Source organism: Paenibacillus sp. YAF4_2, assembly GCF_052113225.1.
Taxonomy (GTDB): Bacteria; Bacillota; Bacilli; order Paenibacillales; family Paenibacillaceae; genus Pristimantibacillus.
In genome coordinates, this window is record NZ_JBFRCT010000013.1 from 1 (window position 1) to 21,514 (window position 21,514).

Consider the following 21,514-nt stretch of genomic DNA (forward strand, 5'->3'; position numbering starts at 1 on the left):
GAAAAGATCCGCTCGACTTGCATGTATTAGGCACGCCGCCAGCGTTCGTCCTGAGCCAGGATCAAACTCTCCATGAAATGGTGTTTTCATCGCTCGACCGAAACCGATCGACGAAAACTCCTTGGTTGTTTGACTTGCTCAAACTTGTTTTTATCGCTTTTTCCGTTATTTCTAACGGGGCAGTTTTACTCGTTGTTCAGTTTTCAAAGAACAATTTTTCTAGCATTTGTCGACCGTTTTCTCAGCGGCGACTTTTATAATATATCACAGTTGCCTAGTTGATTGCAAGTAGTTTTTTTCGGCTTTCGACAATTTTTTCGGTTGTCGTTTTCGACTTAAAATGCCTTGCTTCAAAAGCAGCGAGTATTAATGTACCACAGGGGTAAAAGATAAGTCAACCCTTCCATCAAAATAAAATACCCGTTAAGAATAACGGGTATTTTACGTACATCTCTTCATTAGATTGCCGTCAGCAGATACCTTAATTCCATAACATCAGGGTCTCCATTATCGGGCATAACTGCTACCTCACGGACGTAAGCACGTTTCACAAGATTCTGTACAACCAGCGATAGATCAATATGCAGCTCGTTAATCGAAGGGTAGTTCTGGAGCTCACATATACTCCAAGGCTCCTGCCGGCTGCTGATCGCATCAAACAATAAAGAGCAGCATGCTTTCATTTTGTTCATAACGGTAAACTCACAAGCAAGCATAACCAGACGCACACGTTGTTCCAAGGACTCAGGGCTTGCCGTCAATTCCTCGTACAGCTTATATACACCCGGATGAACTCTGCGAATTTGCCTCCATACAGTCAACTCGGGATGATGGCCTTCTTCTATTAGAACGATATGAGCCCAATGATGAAGCGCGGCCATGACATTACTGTGTGCATCCAATATGTTGTTATCTTCAATGTCCTGCTTTGCTTGTAAGTAGGTACGCAGGAATCCTGAAAACTCAGCGAAACGTTTTTGCTCTCTCATCATATCCGGAAATAACATCAACTGCTCGCGAATGTTCGTTAAATAATTGTCGCGCTCCATTAATATCTCCCCCCGAACCATCCATTGGATAATGCTGCCCTGCCCTCTGTTGGCAATCCATTGTTCCAAACGATCGGTATCAACCGTCCGAATCATGATCCGTTGACCGTTCAAACAAACATGCTCGGTTGATTCACTGCGCACACTTTCTCTAACAACAAACAATAATACGTCCAACCCCTCAATAAGCGGATTATATGGATACGGATTCTCTATTGCTAACAGTCCAACTAAATCCGGTTGCGAACGATACGCTTCTATAAAATACTGTTTCGTACTCACTTGGGCCTCCATATAGCTAATCCAGTGGGATTAAGCTATAATAATTATCTGTATAGTATTATCTTTTTCGACAAACTGGGGCGGTTTCCTGCTTCCTTTTTAAGAAAACCGTATTCCTTACATATGTCTGTCGTCACAGAGAGGAATGGAATAGTGAATAAGATTTTTTTCAAATCGGCAAAAATCAATGAATTCCGTTTGTGGGGCCTCGTCTTTACTCTGGTTGGCATGGGAGTCATGATCATTGGAACAGGTGGTATCGTTTGGTGGGGACATGCCGGCAAAATATTTGCCGCTATCTTTATGGTCATCGGAATGATTTCCCTCCTAATCAGCTGCGTTGTGTACTTCTGGGCAGGGATGATGTCCACCAGTGCAACGATGCTGGAATGTCCGGAATGTCACCGACCGACAAAAATGCTTGGCAAAACCGACCGTTGTATGTACTGCAAAACCATACTGACGCTTGATCCCGCTCAGGCGACACATGAACCTTCGGTTTAATAAATCATTAGAACAAAAGAAGCTGCCACATCGGGTACTGAACCCTTTGTAGCAGCTTCTTTTATATATGGCGGATAATAACTATTATGGCCTTTTGTTTATCGCTTCATCTATGACGGGCCAGATCGATGCAGTCTGGAAGGAACGATTCCATGTCGCTACGCCGGCTAAATCCAGATCACGCATCAGCTTAACACGGGATTGTATCGAGGTTGCATCTTCAATCCATATGCGATTGAGCACGCCATCCTCTTTATATTCCACGTAATTCTGACCCGAAGCTTGATCAAACTTAGGTTTCAGTTTCTTAGTTGTAATAATATCTTTTACTTTATCCATACCTACTGCTTTGGACTTTACTTCCCCATCTTGCCCTGTCCAAATTCGAGTATATAACGGCATGCTCATTATAATCTTATTAGCAGGGACGCTATCCTCTTCGATAATGCGCTTAACAGCATTTTCCGTCCAGCCAAGAGATGCCACGGAACCTGCTTCCGGACTAGAAGCCCAGTGCTCATCGTATGCCATCACCATCATATAATCGACTGTCCGTCCAAGTGCCGAACGATCAAGAAACAATGACCACAGTTCACTATTAGACTTTGGCGTTACATCAATAGATACAACAAGCCCTTGTTCATGTAGCAGCGGCGTAAGTTCTCTTACAAATTGGACAAGATTAGCTTTATCTGCTGTTCGCACATTCTCGAAATCAATATTGATGCCTTGAAGATGATAAGTTTGGGCGAATGCAAGCAGCTGCTGAATCATCGAAAACCGGGTATCAGCCTTTGCTAATGCTGTTGTTGTCTGCTCAGGCTCAAACCCATTACTGAATAAGGCCCAAATTTGCATCCCTTGTTCATGCGCCCAGCGTACATAAGCTGGATCGATTTTACCCTTTATGGTGCCTTTACCATCCTGCAGCTCAAGCCAGGTTGGACTAACGACATTCACGCCCTTAAGCGTGCCAATGGAAGCCGGATCTGGATTCTTCTCATATACCGCTTCCCAGGTGAGATTGATTTTGCTGCCGATTACCTTCCATGGAATAAAAGCATCTTCCTTCTCCTGTTGAGGTACTTTTTCTATACTCGCTAACTGTACACTGCCTTTTTCCATAAAACCAAGCTGCCCTTGCGGACCTTGAACGAACAGCCACCCTTTGCTCTCTCCCCAAATGCGGATAACTTCACCTTCCGGCACTTTCTCTAAAATCGGGGAATGAATGCTTGTCTTCGTCCGAATCGCACTTCCCTTTGACTTAAGAGCTTTCGCCTGCTGTATAGATTCCCCCGCTTGGAGTAAAATAACGATGCCTGAGTCAGTCTTGTACTCAACTTTCAAACCATAGAGCTCTTCAAGCGGTGTAATAGGCAGATATACGACGTTATCCTTAGTCTGCGCAGCTATATGCAGCTCATAAGGTTTCTGATTAAGCTGCGCTGTTAGAGCGTCTGTCTTTAACCGTAGTACTTTATTTGTTGTGGTTAAAATAATGGAGCCGGTATCCTTCTCATAATAAATAGGCTCGTCCTTACCAAGAACCTGCTGTACAGCCGCAATTGGCAGCATCACTTCATCTTTCTCAATTATGGCACCTTGTTCCATCACTTCACCTTGATAGGTAATCGGGTGTTCCATCGTATAATCTGGCGTCGTTAAATGTTGATTCGGTATAAACTTCATATAAATAAACCAAACGGCCATAGCAGCCGCAATGAATAACAAGAACAGCATCGTATACCATGCTCCTCCGCCCTTGCGACGGCGTGGCGCTCTGGTGTACATCGTCTCCAATTGCTCACTCTCCTTATTGATGTAAAAAAGCGTGCAAATCCGCGAATTACCGCATCTATGCACGCCTTTGTTATCAATCAACTATTAACTAGCTTCATTATGCTCGAACAGCAGCCTCACAGCAGTTAGCACAAACACCATAAATTTCCATTCGATGCCCTTCAACCGTAAAGCCGGTTTTATGAGAAGCAGCTCTCTCCACTTCCAAAAGCGGCGGGTACTCAAAATCGACGATCTGACCGCAGCTCTTGCAAATCGCATGGTAATGGTCGGACAAATCCGCATCAAATCTGCTGGAATCGTCACCGTAGGTTAATTCGCGAACCAAACCCGCTTCGACAAATAACCTCAAGTTATTATATATCGTAGCCACGCTCATACTCGGAAAGTTCGGTGACAGCGCCTTATAAATCTCATCGGCTGTCGGATGTGACATAGAACCCATCAAATAACTCAATATGGCGTGACGTTGCGGGGTCATTCGGACGCCATTCATCTTCAACTGCTCTATTGCTTCGTTAACGCTGGCTCCCATTCCCCTCACGCCCTTCACTTAGTAGATACAACTATTGTACGTTCATTCAAAATGGTTTGTCAATGAAAGCGCTCATCAATTGGTCTCATACCACTGTATGTAAATACTGTTAGTTGCATTCACCTGAATACGGTAATTGCCTGAACCAATTGTTCCCCGAACGGTTTTCTTGCTTATATTCAGTGGTAAATCCGTAGTAATACTGCCGAATGTAACAGAGCCAAATACCGAGTAATCGCCGATATGAGGAACGAACAGCTTGATTTCACCAACCGTGCTGTCAAGATCCCAATCCCCGCCGATCACAGTACTAGCAAGCTCAATATTACCATTTAGGGTGGAAGCTTTTACTTCTCCCGCTGCTTCTTTTATTAAAATCTTACCGTTCTTGGTATCCGCTTGAACACTTCCTGTAATTTGGCTTAAGTCCATAGCGCCATTCCAAGTCTCCGCGGTAAGATTACCCGTTAAGGAAGCTACGGAAACGGCACCATTCTTCGTAGACAACTCCGCATCACCTGTTGCACTCTGAAGCTTGATCCCGCCATTTAATCCATGAATAGTCAGTGGACCGGTTGTTTGCTGGACTCCAATATCACCACTATCGCTCTTAAGCTGTATACCGCCTGGTGCTGATAAACCACTAGCAGTTATTGGTCCATTATTAACATCAACCGTTATTGCCATCTCAGGGACCGAATCTACATTAGGGGTAGGGGTAGAGGTAAGGGTATCGATGCCGTCCACAGGCGGCGTTTCGATGCTATCAATCGGCTCCTCAGGAACAATAGCCTTTTGCGGAACCGTAATAACCATATTCATCCTAGGCTTACGGCTTCCATTCGTACCATAAGGCTCGCCTTTGGCTGTAATTGTCATTGAATCGGCGTCCGAAACTCTTTCCACTGTAGACTTGGCCGCAATTTGATCTGCTTCTTGTTCATCACTGACATCTACCCAAACTTCTGTATCGATGACAATCTGATTACTGCCCCCACCGCGAACCGTTACTTTCCCGTTCGGATTGGATATTTTGAGCTTGGATATAGCCGCAGTATCAAAAGGTACAGTATCCGTCTCCTTCACGAATTTAAAGCCTTTCTCTTCACCATAATCTGGAGAGCCATTCAAATCAACGTATTGATCAAGCCATCTAAACGGCAATTCTGCATATTGGGTCACTGTAAAGGCTACAAGGGAAATAACAAGCGCAATGATGACACCTGCAAAGTCAAAACGCAGTTTTTTCGTACCTTTTCGATAAATAATACTGTAAATAATGATCTCGGCACCAAGTAATATAAAAACAGCGGGCCACCATTTTCCGATTAAGGCAACGTCATTCCGCTCCTGTACCTGATCCCATAACAGCAAACTGCCAATCGAAATAATAAATATTGCGGACGTGAACCGTCCTAATCGAAACATGGACTGAACTCCCTTCACTCGCCAAACTAATAATACGATCGCTAATCCCGCAAGAAATGGGCCAACCGCCAGTTCAGCCAAATCATCCATCCATGGAATGAGAGCCGCAGGAGGATCAATAAGAATAAAGAGCAGCAGGCCAGCAGCCATTATCAGCAGACCGATCAGAGGGGACAATTGCTCCGTCGTATTTTCCTCTGCGATATCCCTCGTCTGAAGAGCATCAAAGACGCTGACAAAGTAATACACCGGCACCGTTATGCCTAGATATACAATAAAAAGCAAATGCCTCGCTGCGTTTGCATCAGCCAGCCGAATAATAGCCGCAAAATCAAGAACTACTCCGGCAATCAGCAGCAGTCCCCTCTGATACCGTCCTGTATATAGATGACCGGCTCCAGGGAGCACAAAAGCGAGTAGCAGTGTAAGAAGTCTGCTCTTTGGCCGATCTAGTCCGAACTCACGCAATGCACGCCCTCCATCTGCTGGATTTGTTCTAATAAAGATAATAAGGATTCATTTTTCGGAAGCTGTACGGTTAAATGAAGCATAAATTGCTGTAATCCATGTTCCCGCTTGCCGCTTTCCTCCAGCATCACCTTACGAATAACAATCTGCTTTTCGGTCAGCAGCGTATTGAGCGTACGAACGATGGTAGACTGCTCATCTGCTTGAACAATTAATTGATGCTCCCGTTTGGTGCTGATATATCTTTTCTCCAGCTTGTTAAATGCCCATAAAATAAGAAGTACCAAAATTGTTGAAACGGCTGCGGCAAAATAAAACCCTGCCCCAACAGCCAGGCCAATCGCCGAGACAACCCATAACGAAGCCGCAGTTGTAAGACCCGTAATTGATTTGCCCGTGAACAAAATCGTCCCCGCTCCCAAAAAGCCAACGCCTGTAATAACAGCTGCAGCCAGCCTGGCCGGATCCACTCGCACATTCGGCTCATTTACAAAAGAAGAAAAACCATATATGGATAAAAGCATCAGCAAACAGGAACCGATACATACCAAAGTGTTCGTTCGAAGTCCTGCTGCATGATTGGATTGCTCACGTTCCAGGCCAATCAGCCCGCCAAGCAGCATGGCAAGCAGCAGCCTCAGCCCCAAATGAAGCTCATTAATATACCAAGGATTTGCAATATCATGACCCAAGTGGCAGCACAACCTTTCATGAACATAATTGTATCATATTAGTATGCTTGTGGACTTGCATTCCATGAAAAGACGCCGCTCATCTCTTAGGATGAGCGGCGTCTGTCTAATGGGCTAATAGGCAATTATGCTTTCAGACGTTCAAGCAGAAGCTTGTTGACAAGCGCTGGATTCGCCTTGCCTTTCGTCTCTTTCATAATTTGGCCAACCAGGAATCCAATCGCTTTATCTTTACCTGCTTTGAAGTCGTCAACAGATTGCGGATTCGCTTGGATAATTTGATCGACAACCGCAACAAGTGCGCCTTCATCGCTGATCTGAACGAGTCCTTGCTCTTCAACGATTTGCTGCGGCAGTTTGCCGGTTTCCAGCATCGATTTGAAGACGGTCTTGGCGATTTTACTGCTAATCGTACCTTTCTCAAGCAGGCCGATCATTTCCCCGAGCCCTTGTCCGGTAATTTTCACTTCGGAGAGCTCCAGGCTATTCGCATTCAAATAACCAAGCAGATCACCCATAATCCAGTTAGATACCGCTTTAGCATCCTTCGTATAGCTCAAGCTTTCCTCGAAGAAATCAGCCAGCTTCTTAGAAGAAGTGATAACTTCCGCATCATAGGATGGTAATCCGAACTCACTTGTGTAACGAGCCTTGCGGGCATCCGGCAGTTCAGGAATCGAAGCACGAACACGGTCTTTCCATTCTTGGCTGATGTTCAGGCGAACAAGATCCGGGTCCGGGAAGTAGCGATAGTCATGCGATTCTTCCTTGCCGCGCATCGAGAAGGTTTTACCTTGCGCATCATCCCAGCGGCGTGTCTCTTGAACAACGACACCACCGTCATTTAAAATGTCCGCTTGACGGATTTGTTCATATTCCAGACCACGTTGAACGCCACGGAAAGAGTTCATGTTCTTCAGCTCAGCCCGTGTACCAAGCTTCTCTTGTCCATAAGGACGAAGACTGATGTTAGCGTCGCAGCGAAGGCTGCCTTCTTCCATCTTCACATCAGACACATCGCAATAAAGCATGATCGCTTTGAGCTTCTCCAGATAAGCTTTCGCTTCCTCCGGTGTACGGATGTCCGGCTCGGATACAATCTCAACAAGAGGTGTACCAACACGGTTGAAGTCAACGAGTGAAGCAAATCCACCATCAACATGCGTCAATTTGCCCGCATCTTCTTCCAGATGGAGGCGAGTGATACCAATACGCTTGGTCTCGCCGTTCACTTCGATATCGATCCACCCGTTCTCACCAATTGGTTGGTCAAATTGTGAAATTTGATACGCTTTGGGTGAATCCGGATAGAAATAGTTTTTGCGGTCGAATTTGCTGATATCTGCAATTTCGCAGTTAAGCGCCATTGCTGCTTTCATCGCATATTCGACTGCTTGTTTGTTCAATACTGGCAAAACGCCGGGGTGCCCGAGACATACCGGACATGTATGGGTATTAGCCGGTGCACCAAAGGCTGTAGAGCAGCCACAGAAAATTTTACTGTTTGTATGCAGCTCCACATGCACTTCCAGACCGACTACTGTTTCATATTGCGTCGCTTCAGACATCGTTATATCTCCCTTCACCCTAGCTGCGGCCGTAATTTATGGAATTCGGTTTGCTGCTCAAACGCATGAGCTGCACGCAGCACGGTCGATTCATCAAATGCTTTACCGATGATCTGCAGGCCAATCGGCATGCCGTCCGCTGTTCCGCAAGGAACACTGATTGCCGGAATACCGGCAAGGCTTACCGGAATGGTACAAATATCGTTCAGATACATCGTCAGCGGATCGCCAACCTGCTCGCCAATCTTGAAGGCCGTTGTTGGAGCCGTTGGGCCGATGATGATATCGTATTGATTGAAGACATTATCGAAGTCCTGCTTAATAAGGGTACGCACCTTCTGTGCTTTCAAATAATACGCATCATAATAACCAGAGCTAAGTGCATACGTACCAAGCATGATACGGCGTTTTACTTCCGGACCAAAGCCTTGGCTGCGCGATTTGCGATACAGATCAATTAGATTATCCGGATTGTCTGCACGAACACCATAACGAACCCCGTCGAAACGGGCCAGGTTAGACGATGCTTCCGAAGAAGCAAGCAGATAGTAAGTCGCAATTGCATATTCCGTATGAGGAAGGGATACTTCCTCCCAAGTTGCTCCCATGCTTTCGAAGGTTTTCAGCGACTGCATGACCGCTTCTTTTACCTTCGGATCGATACCTTCACCCAAATACTCCTTAGGCACACCAATACGGAGGCCTTTCACATCACCTGTCAGAGCACTTGTGTAGTCTGGAATATTCACATTAGCCGATGTCGAATCTTTCTCATCATAGCCGGCAATAGCTTGCAGGACATAAGCGGAATCCTCGACGTTTTTCGTAAGTGGACCAATCTGGTCAAGGGACGATGCGAATGCAACGAGCCCAAAACGCGATACGAGGCCATATGTTGGTTTCAGACCAACAATACCGCAATAAGCAGCAGGCTGACGGATTGAACCGCCCGTATCGGAACCAAGGGAGAAGTAGACTTGTCCAGCAGCAACCGAAGCTGCGGAACCGCCGCTCGAGCCGCCTGGCACATACTCCGTATTCCATGGGTTACGAGTCGGGTAGTAGCTGGAGTTCTCATTGGAACCGCCCATTGCGAATTCGTCCATGTTAAGTTTACCAATTGTAATCGACTGTGCCGACTTCAGCTTGGAAACAGTTGTCGCATCATAAATAGGGTTATAGTTACTCAGGAACTGGCTCGCACAAGTTGTGAGCAGCCCTTCCGTTACAATATTATCTTTCACGCCTGCCGGCAGACCAAACAGAAGACCACGTTCGCCGCCCTCTTGAAGCTGCTTGTCCAGGTCATCCGCCTGACGGCGTGCATTCTCTTCATTTAATGTAAGAAACGCTTTAACGGCTTGATCAGTATCGGCAATACGGCGATAAGAAGCATCCACCAAATCCGAAACCGTCAGTTCTTTATTATTCAGCTTGCTATGTACATCCTGTAGGCGTAAATCAAACAGTGCCAACAGCAGTTCCTCCCTTCGAATACCTCAAGTTCTATTCTAATACAGCCGGTACTTTAATTTGACCGTCTTCTTCATCCGGTGCATTAAGCAGTACTTTCTCGATCGGCAGCGACTCACGAGTCACATCTTCCCGCATTACATTCGTAATCGGCAGAACATGACTTGTCGGCTCGACATTGTCCGTGTTCAGGCTGTCCAGCTTCTCCGCATATTTCAGGATCGCGTTCAGCTGTCCCGTAAATTGTTCTTTCTCTTCGCTTGTCAGTTCAAGCCGAGCCAAATTGGCAACATGCTCAACGTCTTTTATCGTAATGCTCATGGATGCTTCGTCCTCCCTTATAAGCCTCGTACTCATTCCTACTATTATAGCTTAAAATCGTCATTTCACAAAGTGGTACAGCATGTAAAATGAAAACGGAGCCTCTCCCAAGTTAAGGATAAGCTCCGCTCTATGATTGCTGTTATATCCACGCCTTCAGATTAACCTGGCGAATAAAGTCTTCACTCGTTTGGCTTTCGCCGCCCGCAGTTTCCAGCTCCTCAGGCTCTTCTTCGCCTTTCATAATCCGCTTAAACAATTCTTCATTAAAAGTTGCCAGCGCATAATCGATGAGCGCTTCCCGTTCAATTCGGTCAACCTCTTCCTGTATAAGGACCTCCTCCAGCTCAACATCCTCATCTGGAACGAGGAAATTACGATTAGCCGCAGGTACTCTTACCACATAGTCAAACACATTGTCCGCATTGCGGTCGTAAGCAATTATATAACCATACTCCCCAAGAGGGAGATTTTGTTCGAATTGGTCGGCGATTATAACGACTCTTTCCCCTAATTTCAGCATCGTCTTCACTCCTGTCTATCAGCCGCTGTCTATCACTATTATCCTACTAAAAAATAATAGCGGTGTCCAATCATGGAAGATGACCCACCTAAGCGACATTCCATATCTTTCTTTTATTTAATTATCTTTCTTATTTCTGCTATACCAGCGCCAGATCCGCTCCACGTCTGCCCGCTCCAAGCAAAATACACGATACGCCTGCAAGCTGCCAAGCACATGGGCTGAGACCGACAAGAGCTGCCTGCGCTGCTGCCCTCTCGTCCTCCTGATGTTCATCGAAACAATTTGTGGTCTGCGCATGTAGTAAGTAATTCTTGCTAAATTCCGCTTGCGGAGAGTTAACTGGCCATGTTCCAGCCTCATACCAGCAGCTGATAAACAGCTCCTGCACCAAAATGCAGTAACCGGCAGTAAAATAAGCGACCACAGCCCTCTATCATGGAAAAGGCCAATGAGAATGGCACAAACAAAGAACGTAACGAGAAGTGCCTTCCAGATATAATCAAAATAAGCTCTCCGCGGAGCTGTCTCCGTTACCTCGTTCACTGTAAACTGAGGTGCAAAACGGGCCACTGTCTCTTGCAAGGCCGTTATAGGCAGAAAAGGATGCAGCATCAGCCGCTCCGTCTTATCCGAGGAGACCACTTGCAATTGGATCTGTGCGTGACCTATCCATTGGTGAATAAGACCCTCCTGCACAATAACAGCCTGCACTTTTTTAGCATCAAAGTGGTGGATCTTCTTCTCCAGAATGCCATAAGAGATCGCAATTTGCTCATCCCGCTTTTCCGCGGTAAAACCTGCAAACTTGATGAGGTAAAGAACAAGCGAAAGCAGCCATGCTAGTACAAGCGCAGAAGCAGCCATAATTGCAATAAACATATAATCGGGATTAAGACTCGTTGATTTGTTGTAGATCGTTGAATATAAATTCGGAGCCAATTCATTAATAAAGTCATCCGCCAATGAGATCATACCTGCGATAAATGCAGCTACAAGGCCAAAGTTAAGGGATGTCGCAGCAGCTAATAGCAGCTGGCCCGAGCTTAATTTGACATGAGTTGTTGTACTCAAATCTTGAATGGGTGAATGCTTTATGTCGCCAGACTGCTCGGCAGCTTCCGTTTGCAGGTCAGTTGACGTAAGCAGCCTATGCAATTGCTTTGCATCCTGCTCGGACAATGCAGCAAGAATACCTTCGGCCTTCTTATTCCCGCCCGGCGTTTCTATCTTAACCTGTGTTACGCCAAGCAGCCTTTGCAGCAGCGGCTGCTCCAGGTTAACGGAATGGATTCGGCCAAAGTAGATCGTCTTCTCATCCCGAAACAGGATCCCTTTACGAATGACAATTCGATCTTCTTCAAGTGTAAAGGAAAACTTACGCCATCCCCATAACCCGGCAAAAAGCAATAACGTCACTCCAGCCAGAATGCCTAAATAGATGTAGCCATTTAATGAAGACCAGTTAACTCCCTGCAGCAAGGTAATAATAAGCAGCGGCAGCAAGCCTTTCACTGTATTAAACAGCGGAAAAACAATATAAATCGGATGAAGCCTGCGAGCTTTATGCCGCTTAATCATCAGGATCATCTACTTTCGCGAGCAGACCGATTTGTCTTTTCAACCGCTGTGCTTCACTTTGCTTGAGCCCGCTGATCCGATGTGTCGTAGCAGCTGTTACTACAGCCACACTTGCAAGGTCATATTGGCGCATAAGCGGCCCGCTCTCCAGCTCCACATGCTGCACTCGTACCATCGGGACGAGTACATTACGAATAATGATAAGCCCCGACTGGATTTCAAGCTCCTCGTCAAACAGCTCATATTTGAACCTACGGTATTTCACTTGAGGGATCAGACTAATAAATAAAAAGGCCGACAAGCTGACAACAGCCAGCCCGATATAACCCGGTATAAACGTCCAATGCTTCCATGCTGCAAACGTAATATAAGTAATAACAAGAATATAAAGCACAAGATGCGTAAAGAACGAGCTTATGCGATATACCGTGATGTAGTCACGATGAAGTCTCTTGGTTAATACACGATACATTCTACGAAGCCTCCCCAGTCTACCAAGTACTTATGGCAACTTGATCAATCCTTCTTTGGTAAACGTTAAAGCCCGAGGACTTCCTTCTGTAATCAAATAACTGTTCTCAATGCCAACAACACCAGCACCCGGAAAAGTAAACTTCGGCTCAACTGCAATAACCATTCCAGCTTCAAGCGGGATATCGAAGCCTTTCGCAAGCACTGGCCATTCGTCGATCTCCAGTCCAATACCATGCCCCAAAAATTTAGCCTGATCGGCACCAAAGCCCATAAAGTGCGAGGAAAGCCCCTCTGCATCTGCCTGTTCCAGCGACTTCGCGTAAAGCGCCGAGCAAATAGCACCCGCTACCATCCCACTCTCAGCTTCTCTAATAATAGCTTCCGAAACCTCATAGGCATGAACAAGCTTCTCAGGCAGTTCTCCGATAACTGCTGTACGAGTCTGATCAATCACATAGCCATCTATACAACAGCCTATATCCATCAGGATCGGCTCATTACGCTCAATGGCCCTGCGGCTGACGCTCTGCGGTGATGCTGCTCCAAGGCCAAGACCTCCTGCGGGACCATCGAAATAAGTAGGGATAGCCGCGGCCGAACCTGCGATAAACATTCCTGTCGCGATCTCTTGATTATAGCCGCGCATTCGCATCAATCCGATATGTCCTCTTATACGCAGCTCATACTCCACACGTGCCATCCATTTCAGCTCTGTTACACCTGGCTTCAAGAAATTCAACGCTTCGTTAAGTGCCTCGTCTACCGTTATTGCAGCAGCTTCAAACCTGCTGATCTCAAGGGGGGATTTGATCATCCGCTGCCGTCGAATGATCGGCGAGCCGTCAACAAGTGCGCATGGTCCGGAGGCTTGTAGCAGCTCGGATAGCTTGAGATAGGTTTGTGCGGGGAGTACATCGAGGTCTGCAGCGATCTTCACCTTACTGCCTTCTCCACTAAAGATATGCGGAAATACCTTAGCCAGCGTCTCGCCAAATAAGCGGAATGCACCCAGCTCTTTTACCGGGATGCCACTTTCGAGCTTAGCGCGCTCAACGCTTCTTTTCACAAAGAAGACCGGTTCCCCATGCGACGGAAAAAAGGCATATCCGCTTTGCATAGAGCCGGTGTAATAATAAAGATCTATATTTTGCGTGAGAAGAAATCCGTCTACCGCCGAAGCACGCATCGCTTCCTGCAGTTTGTCCGTGCGGTCCCGTACTATTTCCTCAGAAATATCTTTTGTTATATCCATTCGAAGCCCAACTCCTAACTTCCATATTCCCCCTTTATTACATCAATTTTATGGTCAATCGTCAACAGGGAACGAAAGGATTCGTTCCGTATCCTCCTCCTAAAATAAATAATGATAAAAAATAGCGATGCTTCAGCTCTCTGTGATTATTCATACTTCGTAAGCATTGGCTACCTTACCGTTAGCTCCGATACGCCTTTAATATCCCATTCAATTGGTCCCAGCAGTGTAAATGCCCGAGGATAAACGACATGTATGATAAGGACAACTCCGGGCTTTTGAAGGGTTGCTTCATAATCGTATTGATCGTTTCGGTATGTATAAGGAAAGGTATGATCGTTATTAATGATTTCAAATACGAGCACATTCACCCGTTCCCGAACAGGCGAGTATGGCAATGGATTCCCGTCCGCGTCCAGCTGCAGATTCGCCTGCAAATAAGAAGCCGCAGCGGTTTCCGCTGCATCGGGATCTATTCGTAAAATCCCTTCCGCCAATGCTTCTGAGTCAAGCTGCTGGGAAGCAGCATGAGCGGCGCGGTTCAGGGCATGCTTTCCTTGATAGAGAAGCTTCATCGCCATTTCCTCATCCGTCTGCAGAAAATGTACAGATACCCATACGGTCATCATTAATACAATCAACATCAGCTTATACATGGTCTCTCCTCAACTTTGCTTATGCTTATGGCATGAACTCGCTCATCTTCATCCCAAACGTCCTCATACGACTGCCGGGAGACGGTGGAGTTAGTCCGATTAACCGATCGATCTGGAACAAATCCTCGTAAGGATAACTCATCCTTAGCATGATCCCCGTTCCGCGCGGCAGCGGGGAGGCTGCATCTGTCGCCATAAGGCCGTTATCGGCAGTCACCTCAAAATCGACCAGCTCAGGCTGCATCCCAAATGCCTCCAGCCGTTCTCTTGACTGCTCCATCATGGCTGCATCAATATAGCCATAACTCCCGCTTGCACCAACCTCCAGCAAATAATCGGTCTCCTGCTGAAGCACCGCCTGTCTTGCGATTAGTACATGTTTATAGATAGGGGAAAACATCATCCAGCACACCATGGCAGCAAAGAGCACAAATACTAATATATTTCTCATGGGCTCATCTGCCGGATATAGGAGCCGATAGCTGATCCGGAACGCTCCACTTGCCGCTTCGTACCGTCATCGCCGCCGGTAATACCTGTGTACAGCAGAATAACGGTCACTAGAAGCAGCATCGATATAAGTAAACTTCTCAATGCTGCTCCTCCTTAATTTGAGCCAGAGCTTAACATGGAACCAATCTTCGTATTAGCCGAACTGCCTTGTGTTTGGATCTGCTTGCTTGTTCCTGTTGTGTTATCCGCAATAATGTTGTTAAACAAAACGATAACGACAACAAGCAGCATGACAGTCATTAAAATATTGCGCATCTTTATCCACCTCCCTTGTAAAGTCATCTCTTAGAAAACCAAGCTATGAATCAGCCTAAAGATTCGAATAACTTACGCCCTTCCTGCACCCATGGATAAATAAAAATCTGAAAGGTGTACAGAATCGGAATTCCTGCTATTACAAATAAGAAGTATGAAGTAGACTCTTTGCGGCTCTCTTTGGCAAGCTCAATCTTCTCTTTATAATCTTGAATCCGCTCGCGAAGAAGTCTGTAATACTCCGGGCTCTCATGCAGACGCAGGGAATCAATCGTTTCCACAAAGCTCATGCCATCATCCGTTCCAATCCGATGCTTAAACCGTCGAAGCGCCTGCTCGGCATCGTGATACCATTCTGCGAGTAATCGCTGCAGATCACCACGCAAAGTCCGGGTGAACGGGACGCAACGCGTCAGCTTCGAATGAATATGCAGCGTCGACTCCGATAGATAAAGCAGTTGATTACTGATGAGATAAATTTCCTTCGTGATCCGTTGGGCACGAACCCGTCTTACAGAGCGCAGCCAAGGTAAATCCCAGTAGAGGAGAATAAACACCACCAAGAGCAGCGTATAGAAAAGCCAGGCTCCCTGCTGAATGCGAAGTACCGCGTATACTGCAGCGAGGGCAGGCAGGAGAATCAGCAGCCCCCTTCTAACCGCTGTATACCAAGCAGCATCTGCCGTAATACCACAGCCTGCAAGCAGGGTTGCACGTTCGATATACGATTCTTGTTCCCGAGATAAACGAAGCCGCTTAAGCCATTTATCCGGCATTTCGTTCGTTCTCCAATCCAGCGATTCGAGATGAAACCATCTGGGCCGCCGTCTCGGCAATGACCGAAGGATCATATAGGCACCAAAGAAACCAAAAATAAATTCTCCTGCCAAGATAAGAAGATGTATCGCTATTTCCAAATCCATTTCTGCCCTCCTCAAAAGAATTGCGAAGCAATTCTTACTTCGTAAGCATCAGCCTAAAAGAATTGCGAAGCAATTCTTACTTCGTAAGCATCAGCCTAAAAGAATTGTGGAGCAATTCTTGCTTCGTAAGCATTAGCCTAAAAGAATTGCGAAGCAATTCTTACTTCGTAAGCATCAGCTCAAAAGAATTGCGAAGCAATTCTTACTTCGTAGCATTAGCTCAAAAGAATTGCGAAGCAATTCTTACTTCGTAAGCATTAGCTTAAAAGAATTGCGAAGCAATTCTTACTTCAAAAGCATTAGCTCTATATCTTTTTGCGTGACAGCCAAAGCCCCATTAAAAAGGAAGCAAAAATAAGAACAACAGCATTCAGCAGCATATCTCTGCCTTGCGGATCGATCAGGTAGTAGTAATAGGAATTCTCTCTGTTGTAACGGACATTAATCCCGATATAAAAGGCAAGAAAAAGGATCGGTGTAAAATTGGCAATTCGAATCTCAAGCAATTTGTTGCGTTCCTGTTCATTCGCCCGTCTCGCCTTGCGCATATCAACCAGCAGTTCCTTCAAGCTCTCCGCTATGGGCGAGCCTTCAGCTAAGGCCACCCGCATAATATTAATGAAATAATCTCCCCACACATGACCTAGTGCACCAGCAAAAATCCGCAGACTCGCATCATCATCACCACGCACCGATAAGTTACGGTACAGCTGTTCAAACACGGACTGCATTGGCCCAAGCAGCCTCCTTTCTTCCACGGTTCGCTGAAGCGCACCTCTCACCTGTCTGCCGCCCGTCACAAGATAACATTGATAGAACAGCTCAATGGCCGGTAGAAAATCCATCTGAAGCTGCATTTGCCTTTGAACGAGCAACGCCCGCAAGATGGTGTATGGCAGAAAGCCAACAACAGCCCCAAACAACAAGGTTCCTTTAATGCTTTGAAAGAAAAATCCCCCTAATGTAACTCCAGCCAGCAAAAGGAGTATCGAGCCCACGATCAGCCCGGATGGTTTCAGCTTGAGCTGCAGCGTTTCAAGCAGCTCGGATAAATGACGATACAATCTCTCGAACCGCTTCAGTCTCTCTGTAAGCCGGTAGCTTATCCGATTCCTTACGGGATAAGACAGCCTGTCCCTTCGGGCTTGATTATCTGTCCATGCAAGCAAGACGTTGAATACAGCAATAAATAGCAAGCTGAATAATAATAATCCGGCTGCAGCGATTGAAAGCTTAATCAATAACGCCAGCCCCTCTCTTCAGGCGGACCATCGCTTTCGAAGAAGGCTGCTGCGGATAAATCCACTGCCCGCTCCCCTCATCAAATCGTGCCCAATCCCGAACAATAACTTCATTGTTCGACCAGCCCAGTTCACCGATCCGGGCAATCACCCTTCTGCCGCCAAGATAACGCATTTCAATACCAATTTGCGTGACGTACTCGGTGATCCTCTTCGTCAACCGCTCCGGATTCATGCCGCGGCCGTCTAACATGCACATATCTGTGATCGCCTCTGGAACATCCTCAAGCGTATTGGCATGTACCGTTGTCATACTGCCGGAATGCCCCCTTGTGCATGCCCGCACGTATATATTCGCATCCATATCACGAATTTCAGCGTGTACGATACGCTGCGGGGACTGACGGAGAGCCAGCTTAAAGGCTTGTTCCGCCCTATGCTGCAGATCATCCTCATCAGCCTCATATTCGACCGTATTTTTATTTGGAAAATCCCGCCCCAGCATCATCTCGAAGCGCCCTTCTATCGTAATGATCCGTTCCTCATCCGGAAGCTCGGCAATCAGGGCCTTCATGAGATGCGTCTTTCCTGAGTTCGTCGGGCCGATAATAACCAGATTAAAACGAGCATCTAACACATCCATGAGCATGTCCTTCATCGGCAGGCTCATCGTATGGTAAGGCTCCGCGCATAACGTCTGAAGACTAAAGCTTCGAACGGTAAAAAATCGAATCGTAAGCGTTGGCTTGGACGTGAAGCCAAAGCCTGTCATCGTCACACGTGAACCATCTCGCAGCATCACTTCCGCCCACCGTTTCCGTGGATTAATACGGTCATTATTGTAGAGCACAAGATTTTGCTGAATCCGTTCTACATCCCGTTCATGGTCGAATCGATATGCAGAACCACAGGTTTGACCGTCACGCACCTCATAGATCTGGGAGCCTACAACCTGGATTTCTTCCAATCCGTCCTTGTTTGCAAGAACAAGCTCTAGAACATTTAAACCGATAACCTCCGCAAACAAAGCTTCAGCAAGAGTTGCATATGGATGCATGTAACCATCCAGTTGATGAATACGAAGACGAATTAACCGGTCGGCTATAATCGCTAAAACCTGCTCCCGCTCTGATGCAAAACCGAGCACCGCCCGATTCAAGGTCTCGTTGTACTGCCGCCGCTCCTCTTCTGTTAATCCCCTTGGAGCCGCTAGATAGGATCTGATCTCATCAGATAGCCGTCCAAAATCAGCTCCGCGGCTTACCGTATCGCCTCGTTCCAGCGGATCAGAAGAAGATTGGTCCAGCCGCAGCCGGGCGGAATAGTCAGAAGGAGAAAATTTGCTTCCGCTTGTGCTCAAGACCCTACCTCATTTCGATGGGTGAGCAGCTTACGATACCAAGGCTGAATGGCTAATGTAGGCGTAATCCTGCGTATATGATGCCGGTCCATCAGCTGTTCTGCACTCTCCTGCATAGCAAGCTTGCCAGCCGGATCCTCCTTCAGCCATTGTCCATAATGCCCGCTGTCGAGCTGTGCGTAAAAGTTATGACCAAACTTTAATTCTCCAAGCTTTGATGTTCCCATTTCTTTGCAAATCTCTTTCATGCGATAGCCTCCTGTGCTCCATGGCGAGTAAATAACAACCGTGTCGTACTGCTCTGTTGCTATTCCGAATAACGGTGAAATTTGTGAAATCCAACGCTTTCCATCCTCTTGAAAATGTGACAAGGCATCGGTCGTTACCACGATCCGTGTACCCGCTTCCCTTATTGCGCATATGGTAGCGGCATTATCCCAATAAGCTCCTACGTCAATAATGACAATAGAGAAAGTCTGCTCTGCGACCCGGAGCAAATGCTCCATCTCCTCAGGCGAATAAAATTCTGCTTGATCCCTCATCAGATTACCGAACAATACACGCAAATTCGGCATCCCTCTTACCGGTTGTACTGCACGCATCAGCTTCTCTGGTGTTAAGGAGCCGGATTGCAGCTCCGGCCGCAGCTTGTCCAGCGTAATAGCTGGCTCGTTGATGCCTAGGTATCGATGCAGCTTTGCGCTTTTCAAATGCATGCATAAGTAGCCAACCTGCCTTCCACTTGCTTCCGCGATCCGAAAGGCAGCGGCGAATGCTGCAGCGGTTGTGCCTATATTCGGCGTTGTCCCTACAAATGCGATGAGCGGTGCCGATGTTGCGTTCACTGACGATCCTCCTCTTCAAGCTGCAATGATTCCGGGCTGTAAGCGATAACCAGCTTGTGAAGGCCGTCCTTACAATAGCTGTCGATCTGCAGCCACTGTGGCTCTGTCAAATTCAAATTAATATATTCAATCATGCCGTTCGCATCGCGTCTTGACGCATACATTCGTTCTTTATCGCCTTCCGCTAAGGACAGCAAATTAGGATCCTTCATATTGTCGATCTCAACGTTACTGGAGGATTTGACCGAGGCTACGGTCACAAGAGAATCAAGGATTCGCCTTGAGGGCTCATTCTCGCCCGAGAGATACAGGGTGACTTTATCTCCTGCCCGGATGCCATTAGAAATGGAACGTATATAGTCGCGCGGAATTTGAAAAGTCGACTCCGAGTCTGCCGGCAGCAGATGATAGCGGTCAATTTTCCAACCTAGAATCGGCTCATTACTCCCAAGCGGGATTACCGTATCCATTCCTACTGCCTGCTTCAAATCAACGAGCATTTCCTTCGTATAACCTTCTCGGGGGATACGCTTGTAAGCGACATCCTCTTCCGTCAGCCGCTTGCCCGCTTCGACAAACTGCTTCGTAATCACAACTTCTACTGTTTCTTGACGGGTAACCTGCAGCTTCTGCAGTTGAAACAATCCATACACCAGCAAGCCTGACAGCAAAGCGGCTAATAAACCAATACCTGCATTTCTCCTTCTGTTCATCTTCTCTCCCTTCTCTTGTTCACCAGGCGAAAAAAAAAGAACGCAGCAGAAGCCCCCTTAATAGGGCTGATCCGCTTGCGTTCTTCGCTAAGCCGTGCACGTATATGTATTTAACAACTAATTGACCATATAATAGCAATTTATTAAATAGTTGTCTATAGGTTTTTCGAACAATTGTGCAGTATTTCGTTGTTATTCGACTATTTCTTCATAAAAATAAGGACAGCCTAGGCTGTCCTTATTGTCTAACTAGCGATTAAAAATCAATTAATCCAACGCTAATGAGCAAAGCGTCGTCCACTTTTCGCATCGTTTCGTCGTCCAGGTGGGTGATCTTGTCGGTTAAACGCTGCTTGTCAATCGTCCGAATCTGCTCAAGCAGCACGACGGAGTCTCTGTCGAAGCCGTGCGCCGCCGCTTCCATCTCAACGTGCGTAGGCAATTTGGCTTTCTGGATTTGCGCCGTAATGGCCGCGACTATGACCGTCGGACTGAAGCGGTTGCCTATGTCATTCTGAATGACAAGCACTGGCCTTACTCCGCCCTGTTCTGATCCGACGACCGGTGACAAATCCGCAAAAAACACATCTCCGCGTTTTACGATCAACCTCTACACCCCGCTTACGAGACGGCCTAACGTATGATCGGCTTCTTCCTCCGCTTGAAAAGCTTCGGAGGCCATGTTCAAGTTGATCTTCGCCATTTCCAGATACCCACGCTGCATGGACTCGCGGATCTGCCGTTTTTTCCGTTCCACAAGATACAGCTTCATGGCCTGCCGAATAAACTCGCTTCGGTTGGAATTTTCCTTCGCGACGATACCGTCGACCTCCTCCAACAATTGATCCGGCAAGCTGATCATGATCCTCTTGGTGTTCTGCATATTGGCCACCGAACTAGCACCCCCAAAACTTTTCCAAAACCATTAATATTCATTATTACTTAAATACGCTGCCACTATACTTCATCATATCTATGTTCTGCGTATATCAATTATGCTGTATGATGAACTGTATCCCGGAGCATATACAAATTGCTTTAACATATTCGAGATC

Annotated in this window: 24 protein-coding genes and 1 rRNA gene; 1 reads left to right on the top strand and 24 read right to left on the bottom strand. The window is 46.7% G+C overall.

Features of this window, described 5'->3' with window-relative positions:
* A 16S ribosomal RNA gene (locus tag AB4Y93_RS25165) occupies nucleotides 1–77 on the bottom strand; the annotation flags it as partial.
* A gap of 381 nt (nucleotides 78–458) precedes the next feature.
* Nucleotides 459–1,331 (bottom strand): nucleotidyltransferase-like protein, encoded by an 873-nt coding sequence (locus AB4Y93_RS25170; RefSeq protein ID WP_441896115.1) that lies wholly within the window; start codon nucleotides 1,329–1,331, stop codon nucleotides 459–461.
* Nucleotides 1,332–1,493: 162 nt separating this feature from the next.
* On the opposite strand from AB4Y93_RS25170, the gene AB4Y93_RS25175 reads away from it, so the two are divergent.
* Entirely contained in the window at nucleotides 1,494–1,835 is a 342-nt protein-coding gene (locus AB4Y93_RS25175; protein WP_167282658.1) for a DUF2614 family zinc ribbon-containing protein, read from the top strand.
* 84 nt (nucleotides 1,836–1,919) lie between these two features.
* Here the strand turns inward: AB4Y93_RS25175 and AB4Y93_RS25180 are convergent, their stop codons facing one another.
* From AB4Y93_RS25180 to AB4Y93_RS25285, 22 genes are all read right to left on the bottom strand, one after another.
* Entirely contained in the window at nucleotides 1,920–3,629 is a 1,710-nt protein-coding gene (locus tag AB4Y93_RS25180) for a glycosyl hydrolase family 18 protein (protein ID WP_441896315.1), read from the bottom strand.
* 106 nt (nucleotides 3,630–3,735) lie between these two features.
* Nucleotides 3,736–4,173, bottom strand: a complete 438-nt coding sequence (gene perR, locus AB4Y93_RS25185; RefSeq protein ID WP_441896116.1) for a peroxide-responsive transcriptional repressor PerR — start codon at nucleotides 4,171–4,173, stop codon at nucleotides 3,736–3,738.
* Between the two features lie 75 nt (nucleotides 4,174–4,248).
* On the bottom strand, nucleotides 4,249–6,069 hold the full coding sequence (locus tag AB4Y93_RS25190; RefSeq protein ID WP_441896118.1) for a DUF6677 family protein: 1,821 nt from the start codon (nucleotides 6,067–6,069) through the stop codon (nucleotides 4,249–4,251).
* The gene (locus tag AB4Y93_RS25195) at nucleotides 6,051–6,749 is read right to left on the bottom strand and encodes an MgtC/SapB family protein (protein ID WP_341805937.1); all 699 of its coding nucleotides are present in this window, start codon (nucleotides 6,747–6,749) and stop codon (nucleotides 6,051–6,053) included. Before AB4Y93_RS25195 ends, AB4Y93_RS25190 begins: the two co-directional genes overlap by 19 nt.
* Nucleotides 6,750–6,886: 137 nt before the next feature.
* Nucleotides 6,887–8,329: an Asp-tRNA(Asn)/Glu-tRNA(Gln) amidotransferase subunit GatB gene (gene gatB, locus AB4Y93_RS25200; RefSeq protein ID WP_441896120.1), complete on the bottom strand. Its 1,443-nt coding sequence runs from the start codon at nucleotides 8,327–8,329 to the stop codon at nucleotides 6,887–6,889.
* 14 nt (nucleotides 8,330–8,343) lie between these two features.
* Nucleotides 8,344–9,804, bottom strand: coding sequence for an Asp-tRNA(Asn)/Glu-tRNA(Gln) amidotransferase subunit GatA (gene gatA / locus AB4Y93_RS25205; RefSeq protein WP_167282624.1), 1,461 nt, complete (start codon nucleotides 9,802–9,804; stop codon nucleotides 8,344–8,346).
* A 31-nt stretch (nucleotides 9,805–9,835) separates the two neighbouring features.
* Nucleotides 9,836–10,123 (bottom strand): Asp-tRNA(Asn)/Glu-tRNA(Gln) amidotransferase subunit GatC, encoded by a 288-nt coding sequence (gene gatC / locus AB4Y93_RS25210; RefSeq protein WP_441896122.1) that lies wholly within the window; start codon nucleotides 10,121–10,123, stop codon nucleotides 9,836–9,838.
* Between the two features lie 142 nt (nucleotides 10,124–10,265).
* Nucleotides 10,266–10,646: an ATPase gene (locus tag AB4Y93_RS25215; protein WP_441896124.1), complete on the bottom strand. Its 381-nt coding sequence runs from the start codon at nucleotides 10,644–10,646 to the stop codon at nucleotides 10,266–10,268.
* A 117-nt stretch (nucleotides 10,647–10,763) separates the two neighbouring features.
* Entirely contained in the window at nucleotides 10,764–12,227 is a 1,464-nt protein-coding gene (locus tag AB4Y93_RS25220; protein WP_441896125.1) for a PH domain-containing protein, read from the bottom strand.
* A complete protein-coding gene (locus AB4Y93_RS25225) occupies nucleotides 12,220–12,699 on the bottom strand; it encodes a PH domain-containing protein (RefSeq protein WP_441896127.1) in 480 nt (159 codons plus the stop codon). The genes AB4Y93_RS25220 and AB4Y93_RS25225 overlap by 8 nt, the downstream gene beginning before the upstream one ends.
* A gap of 30 nt (nucleotides 12,700–12,729) precedes the next feature.
* Nucleotides 12,730–13,953, bottom strand: a complete 1,224-nt coding sequence (locus tag AB4Y93_RS25230) for a M24 family metallopeptidase (protein ID WP_441896129.1) — start codon at nucleotides 13,951–13,953, stop codon at nucleotides 12,730–12,732.
* A gap of 170 nt (nucleotides 13,954–14,123) precedes the next feature.
* Complete coding sequence (locus tag AB4Y93_RS25235; RefSeq protein WP_441896131.1) at nucleotides 14,124–14,609, bottom strand: hypothetical protein; 486 nt, start codon at nucleotides 14,607–14,609, stop codon at nucleotides 14,124–14,126.
* A gap of 25 nt (nucleotides 14,610–14,634) precedes the next feature.
* Entirely contained in the window at nucleotides 14,635–15,060 is a 426-nt protein-coding gene (locus AB4Y93_RS25240) for a hypothetical protein (protein WP_441896133.1), read from the bottom strand.
* Nucleotides 15,057–15,203: a hypothetical protein gene (locus tag AB4Y93_RS25245; protein ID WP_441896135.1), complete on the bottom strand. Its 147-nt coding sequence runs from the start codon at nucleotides 15,201–15,203 to the stop codon at nucleotides 15,057–15,059. Before AB4Y93_RS25245 ends, AB4Y93_RS25240 begins: the two co-directional genes overlap by 4 nt.
* A 12-nt stretch (nucleotides 15,204–15,215) precedes the next feature.
* Nucleotides 15,216–15,377, bottom strand: coding sequence for a hypothetical protein (locus AB4Y93_RS25250; protein WP_167282607.1), 162 nt, complete (start codon nucleotides 15,375–15,377; stop codon nucleotides 15,216–15,218).
* Between the two features lie 50 nt (nucleotides 15,378–15,427).
* Nucleotides 15,428–16,300 carry a hypothetical protein gene (locus tag AB4Y93_RS25255; protein ID WP_441896137.1) on the bottom strand — a complete coding sequence of 291 codons (873 nt, stop codon included), beginning with the start codon at nucleotides 16,298–16,300 and terminating at the stop codon, nucleotides 15,428–15,430.
* Nucleotides 16,301–16,605: 305 nt separating this feature from the next.
* Entirely contained in the window at nucleotides 16,606–17,541 is a 936-nt protein-coding gene (locus AB4Y93_RS25260; RefSeq protein WP_441896139.1) for a type II secretion system F family protein, read from the bottom strand.
* Entirely contained in the window at nucleotides 17,534–18,901 is a 1,368-nt protein-coding gene (locus AB4Y93_RS25265; protein WP_441896140.1) for an ATPase, T2SS/T4P/T4SS family, read from the bottom strand. The genes AB4Y93_RS25260 and AB4Y93_RS25265 overlap by 8 nt, the downstream gene beginning before the upstream one ends.
* Entirely contained in the window at nucleotides 18,898–19,746 is an 849-nt protein-coding gene (locus tag AB4Y93_RS25270) for a hypothetical protein (protein ID WP_441896142.1), read from the bottom strand. Before AB4Y93_RS25270 ends, AB4Y93_RS25265 begins: the two co-directional genes overlap by 4 nt.
* Nucleotides 19,743–20,459, bottom strand: coding sequence for a flagellar biosynthesis protein FlgA (locus AB4Y93_RS25275; protein WP_441896144.1), 717 nt, complete (start codon nucleotides 20,457–20,459; stop codon nucleotides 19,743–19,745). The genes AB4Y93_RS25270 and AB4Y93_RS25275 overlap by 4 nt, the downstream gene beginning before the upstream one ends.
* A gap of 256 nt (nucleotides 20,460–20,715) precedes the next feature.
* Nucleotides 20,716–21,066: a type II toxin-antitoxin system PemK/MazF family toxin gene (locus AB4Y93_RS25280; protein ID WP_015842701.1), complete on the bottom strand. Its 351-nt coding sequence runs from the start codon at nucleotides 21,064–21,066 to the stop codon at nucleotides 20,716–20,718.
* A gap of 3 nt (nucleotides 21,067–21,069) precedes the next feature.
* The gene (locus AB4Y93_RS25285) at nucleotides 21,070–21,351 is read right to left on the bottom strand and encodes a CopG family ribbon-helix-helix protein (protein ID WP_041613299.1); all 282 of its coding nucleotides are present in this window, start codon (nucleotides 21,349–21,351) and stop codon (nucleotides 21,070–21,072) included.
* Between the last annotated feature and the right edge of the window lie 163 nt (nucleotides 21,352–21,514).

Excerpts from the sequence above, each read along its gene's own strand:
- AB4Y93_RS25180 (WP_441896315.1), bottom strand. The coding sequence starts at position 3,629 with ATGTACACCAGAGCGCCACGCCGTCGCAAGGGCGGAGGAGCATGGTAT.
- perR (WP_441896116.1), bottom strand. The coding sequence starts at position 4,173 with ATGGGAGCCAGCGTTAACGAAGCAATAGAGCAGTTGAAGATGAATGGC.
- gatB (WP_441896120.1), bottom strand. The coding sequence starts at position 8,329 with ATGTCTGAAGCGACGCAATATGAAACAGTAGTCGGTCTGGAAGTGCAT.
- gatC (WP_441896122.1), bottom strand. The coding sequence starts at position 10,123 with ATGAGCATTACGATAAAAGACGTTGAGCATGTTGCCAATTTGGCTCGG.
- AB4Y93_RS25215 (WP_441896124.1), bottom strand. The coding sequence starts at position 10,646 with ATGCTGAAATTAGGGGAAAGAGTCGTTATAATCGCCGACCAATTCGAA.
- AB4Y93_RS25220 (WP_441896125.1), bottom strand. The coding sequence starts at position 12,227 with ATGATTAAGCGGCATAAAGCTCGCAGGCTTCATCCGATTTATATTGTT.
- AB4Y93_RS25225 (WP_441896127.1), bottom strand. The coding sequence starts at position 12,699 with ATGTATCGTGTATTAACCAAGAGACTTCATCGTGACTACATCACGGTA.
- AB4Y93_RS25230 (WP_441896129.1), bottom strand. The coding sequence starts at position 13,953 with ATGGATATAACAAAAGATATTTCTGAGGAAATAGTACGGGACCGCACG.
- AB4Y93_RS25235 (WP_441896131.1), bottom strand. The coding sequence starts at position 14,609 with ATGTATAAGCTGATGTTGATTGTATTAATGATGACCGTATGGGTATCT.
- AB4Y93_RS25240 (WP_441896133.1), bottom strand. The coding sequence starts at position 15,060 with ATGAGAAATATATTAGTATTTGTGCTCTTTGCTGCCATGGTGTGCTGG.
- AB4Y93_RS25250 (WP_167282607.1), bottom strand. The coding sequence starts at position 15,377 with ATGCGCAATATTTTAATGACTGTCATGCTGCTTGTTGTCGTTATCGTT.
- AB4Y93_RS25255 (WP_441896137.1), bottom strand. The coding sequence starts at position 16,300 with ATGGATTTGGAAATAGCGATACATCTTCTTATCTTGGCAGGAGAATTT.
- AB4Y93_RS25275 (WP_441896144.1), bottom strand. The coding sequence starts at position 20,459 with ATGAACAGAAGGAGAAATGCAGGTATTGGTTTATTAGCCGCTTTGCTG.